The organism is Pseudomonas sp. L13, assembly GCF_009935965.1.
In the GTDB taxonomy this organism is placed as follows: domain Bacteria; phylum Pseudomonadota; class Gammaproteobacteria; order Pseudomonadales; family Pseudomonadaceae; genus Aquipseudomonas; species Aquipseudomonas lactis.
This window is the reverse complement of the sequence record NZ_QODJ01000124.1, coordinates 1-4,661: the sequence shown is the minus strand read 5'-3', so window position 1 is coordinate 4,661 and position 4,661 is coordinate 1. Positions and strand designations below refer to the sequence as shown.

Below are 4,661 nucleotides of genomic sequence, written 5' to 3'. Positions count from 1 at the left end.
TCGCTGTCGTTGGCTTCTATAAGAATGCCACCGTGGCGCATAGACGCCTCGGCTTGGGCGAGTCCATCCAATTACAGGGGGGAGGTATCAGTTGTTTTCGATATCCACATGCCGGGTTTCTTTAAGGCAGAACAGCCCGACGATCAGGCTCACCCCCGTCACCACCACCGGGTACCACAACCCATAGAAGATATCGCCGGTGTACACCACCAGGGCGAACGACACCGTCGGCAGGAACCCGCCAAACCAGCCGTTACCGATGTGGTAGGGCAGGGACATCGAGGTGTAGCGGATGCGCGTCGGAAACAGCTCAACCATCAGCGCCGCCAACGGCCCGTAGCACATGGCGGCGATGAAGATCAGCACCACGATTAGCACCACCACCATCAGCTTGTTGACCTGGGCCACATCTGCCGAAGATGGATAACCGGCCAGGGCCACGGCGCCCCGCAGGGCCGCTTCATCAAAACCGTCGATACGCACATCGCCCACGCTCACTTGTACCGGGCTGCCCGCAGGGGCGGCGGCGCTGCTGTAGGGCAGGCCCTGTTTGACCAGGAAGGTCTTGACCTTGTCGCACGGGCTGTCAAAACGGGCCTTGCCCACCGGGTCGAACTGGAAGGTGCAGGTGGCCGGGTCGGCCAGTACGGTGATCGGCGCCTGTTGGCTGGCCTGGTCCATCGCCGGGTTGGTGTAGTGCGCCAGGCCCTTGAAGATCGGGAAGTACAGCGCGGTCGCCAACAGCAGGCCGAGCATCAGCACCGGCTTGCGCCCGACCTTGTCCGACAGCCAGCCAAACAGGATAAAGAACGGCGCGCCAATCACCACGCTGATGATCAACAGCATATTGGCCAGGGCCGGGTCCATACGCAGGAACTGGGTGAGGAAGAACAGCACATAGAACTGCGCCGCGTAGAAGGTTACCGCCTGCCCGCCGTTGATGCTGAACAGGGCGATCAGCACCACCTTGAGGTTTTCCCACTTGCCGAACGACTCGCGAATCGGCGCCTTGCAGGCCTTGCCTTCCTCTTTCATTTTCAAGAAGGCGGGCGACTCGTGCAGGCTCATGCGGATCCAGGTCGAGATGCCCAGCAACACGATGGAAAACAGGAACGGAATGCGCCAGCCCCACACTTCGAACTGATCGCCAGTGAAGTAACGGCAGGCCAGCACCACCAGCAGCGACAGCAGCAGGCCGAGGGTGGCGGTGGATTGAATCCAGCTGGTATGCAGCCCGCGCTTGCCCGGTGGTGCATGCTCGGCCACGTAGGTGGCGGCGCCACCGTATTCGCCGCCCAGCGCCAGGCCTTGCAGCATGCGCAGCACAATGAGGATGATCGGTGCGGCAATGCCGATGCTGGCGTAGGTCGGCAGCAACCCGACGCAGAAGGTTGCCACGCCCATCAGGATGATGGTCACGAGGAAGGTGTACTTGCGCCCGATCATATCGCCCAGGCGGCCGAACACCAACGCACCGAATGGCCGCACCACAAAGCCTGCGGCGAAGGCCATCAAGGCAAAGATAAACGCCGTGGTGTCGTTGACCCCGGCAAAGAACTGTTTGCTGATCACCGCCGCCAGGGCGCCGTAGAGGAAAAAGTCATACCACTCGAACACCGTCCCCAGGGAGGAGGCGAAGATGACCTTTCTTGATTCGTTGGCGGTACTTGCACTGGCCGCCGAGCCCAGGGGTTGAGCATGTTCTGACATCGGATGTCCCTCACAGTGATTATTTATTGTTGTTCCACTGTCGGCGCTAACCTCAGCGCCGCTATTTTTTCAACGTCAACGATTACGCGGGGTGCCCGGTAGTGCGCGGTGCTGGTGGGTTTTTCGCGAGCAAGCTCGCTCCTACAGTGTTTTGGGACAGGATGAGCTGCGCGGCTTTCTCCGCGATCATTAGCGTGGGTGAGCAGGTATTGCCGGAGGTGATGCGCGGCATGATCGACGCATCGGCAATGCGCAGGCCGGGGATGCCGTGTACGCGCAGTTGGCTGTCGACCACGGCGTCCTTGTCATCGCCCATGCGGCAGGTGCCCACCGGATGGAAAATCGTGGTGCCGATCCGCGCAGCGGCCTCGTGCAGTTGTTCTTCAGTTTGCAGGGCTTGGCCGGGCAGGTATTCCACCGGTTTGAACTGGCTCAGTGCCGGAGCGGCGACGATGCGCCGGGTCAGGCGAATGGCGTCGGCGGCGACGCGTAAGTCTTCGGGGTGGCTGAGGTAATTGGGTTGTATCAGCGGCGCATCCGTCGGGTTGGCCGAACGAATATCCACCCGGCCGCGACTTTGCGGGCGCAGGTCACAGACCGACGCGGTAAATGCCGGGAAGCCGTGCAACGGCTCGCCAAAGCGCTCCAGGGACAGTGGCTGCACATGGTATTGCAGGTTGGCCGAGGCTTGCTCCGGGCCGGAGCGGGCAAACGCGCCGAGCTGGCTGGGCGCCATCGACAGCGGGCCGCTGCGGTCGTACAGGTAGCGCAGGCCCATGCCCATCTTGCCCCACAATGTGCCGGCGATCTGGTTCAGGGTGCGGGCATTTTCCAGCTTGTAGATCAGTCGCAGTTGCAAGTGATCTTGCAGGTTGCCGCCAACGCCTGGCAGTTCATGCACTACGTCGATGCCCAGGGGCTTGAGCACCTGGGAAGGGCCGATCCCTGAGCGTTGCAGAATCCCCGGCGAACCCACCGAGCCGGCGCACAGTACGATCTCTTTGCGCGCCTTCCAGCTCAGTGCCTGGCCGTGTTGGCGCCCCAGTACCTGCGAGGCGCGACCGTTTTCCAGCAGCACACGCTCAACCTCTACCTCCGTCAGCACGGTGAGGTTAGGCCGCTGGCGGATCGGCTTGAGAAACGCCTTGGCCGCATTCCAGCGCACACCGGCTTTCTGGTTGACCTGGAAGTAACCGCAACCCTCGTTATCGCCCTGGTTGAAGTCATTGATATTGGCGATGCCGCTTTGGGCAGCCGCCTCACGAAACGCATCGAGGATTGGCCACGACAGACGCTGTTGCTCGACGCGCCACTCGCCGCCCTCGTTGTGGAATTCAGAGCCGCCGGCAAAATGGTTTTCGCTCTGTTTGAACAGTGGCAGTACGTCTTTCCAGGCCCAGCCCGCATTGCCCGCCGCCGCCCAGCCATCGTAGTCCTGAGCCTGGCCGCGCATGTAGATCATGCCGTTGATAGACGAGCAGCCACCCAGCACTTTGCCCCGGGGGTAACTCAAGGCGCGCCCTTGCAGGCCGGCCTGTGCTTCGGTCTTGAAGCACCAGTCGGTGCGAGGGTTGCCGATGCAGAACAGGTAGCCGACGGGGATATGGATCCAGGGGTAGTTGTCGCGGCCACCGGCTTCCAGCAGCAGGACACGGTGAGCCGGGTTGGCGGACAGACGATTGGCCAGCAGGCATCCGGCAGGGCCGGCGCCGACGACGATGTAATCGTATTCAGCAGTTGCATTGGGCATCTGGGGTCTCGCTTGTTTTTCTTATTGGCCCCATCCTAGTTGTTAGTTTTCGTCTTAAAAATGTTAGTTTTTACCCACCTGCTGTGCGTTTTTAAACAACGGCGGCTGGCCCGGGCACTGGAGGCGATATGTTCGACTGGAATGACCTGCGGTTTTTTCTCGAGTTGCAGCGCAGTGGCCGCCTGCTCACCGCCGCCCAACGCCTGAAAACCACGCATGCCACCGTGGCCCGGCATATCGACGCCATCGAGAAAAGCCTCGGCACGGCGCTGTTCGTGCAGCATGCCCAGGGCTATGAACTGACGCCTGCTGGCGAAGCGTTGCTCAAGCATGCCGAGGCCATGGAGAACGTGGCACTGCTGGCCGAAGACGAGCTCACCCATTCTGCTGCGCCCCTGGGCAAGATTCGCCTCGGCGTGGCCGAAGGGCTGGGCGTGATGTTTTTGGCCGCGCGCATGGGAGGGTTGTTTGAACGCTATCCAGGATTGGAGGTGGAGCTGGTCGCGGTGCCGCGTTTTGTCAGCATCCTCAATCGCGAAGCGGAGATCAGCATTCACCTGGAGCGCCCAAGCGCCGACCAACTGGTGACGCGCAAACTCACCGATTATCGCCTGGCGCTGTACGCCAGCCGTGCCTATCTGGCGCGTAACCCGCCTATCGAGAAGCGTGAAGACCTTGCTGCCCATGCCTGGATCGATTATGTCGATGACCTGCTGTTCAGCCAGGAACTGAAGTTTCTCAACAGCTTCTGCCGTAACCCCAAGGTGGTGTTCCACAGCACCAGTGTGATCGCCCAGCATCAGGCGGCGCGTTCGGGGTTGGGCATTGCGGTGTTGCCGTGTTTCATGGCGGCTGGGGATGGGGAGTTGGTGCCGTTGCTGCCGGCCGAGGGCATCCAGCGCAGCTATTGGATCAGCTCGCGTCGGGAGCTGCACAAGTCGGTGCGGTTGCGGGTGTTGTGGGATTATGTGGTGGAGTTGTGCGCGCGGGAGCAGGGCTTGTTGCTCGGTGAATCCCGCTGACACGCACCACAACCCAAATGTGGGAGCTGGCTTGCCTGCGATGGCGGCCTACCAGCCGACACAGTTGGATTGTGTACATATCCATTGCTGCGGTAACGGCCGCTTAGGGTTCCGCCTGACGGCGGGTCACTTTGGAAAAGAGCCGGAATGCCGGCCCAGCCCAAAGTAACCAAAGGGCT

Annotated in this window: 3 protein-coding genes; 1 reads left to right on the top strand and 2 read right to left on the bottom strand. The window is 61.5% G+C overall.

The features are described from left to right. Window positions 1-87: 87 nt before the first annotated feature. Both DK871_RS28220 and DK871_RS28215 read right to left on the bottom strand, forming a co-directional pair. Entirely contained in the window at window positions 88-1,710 is a 1,623-nt protein-coding gene (locus DK871_RS28220) for an MFS transporter (RefSeq protein WP_032892452.1), read from the bottom strand. A gap of 82 nt (window positions 1,711-1,792) precedes the next feature. Then, complete coding sequence (locus DK871_RS28215; RefSeq protein WP_161907453.1) at window positions 1,793-3,460, bottom strand: GMC family oxidoreductase; 1,668 nt, start codon at window positions 3,458-3,460, stop codon at window positions 1,793-1,795. A gap of 128 nt (window positions 3,461-3,588) precedes the next feature. Here DK871_RS28215 and DK871_RS28210 point away from each other — a divergent pair, with 128 nt between their 5' ends. Next, window positions 3,589-4,482, top strand: a complete 894-nt coding sequence (locus tag DK871_RS28210; RefSeq protein ID WP_161907452.1) for a LysR family transcriptional regulator — start codon at window positions 3,589-3,591, stop codon at window positions 4,480-4,482. Window positions 4,483-4,661: the final 179 nt, after the last annotated feature.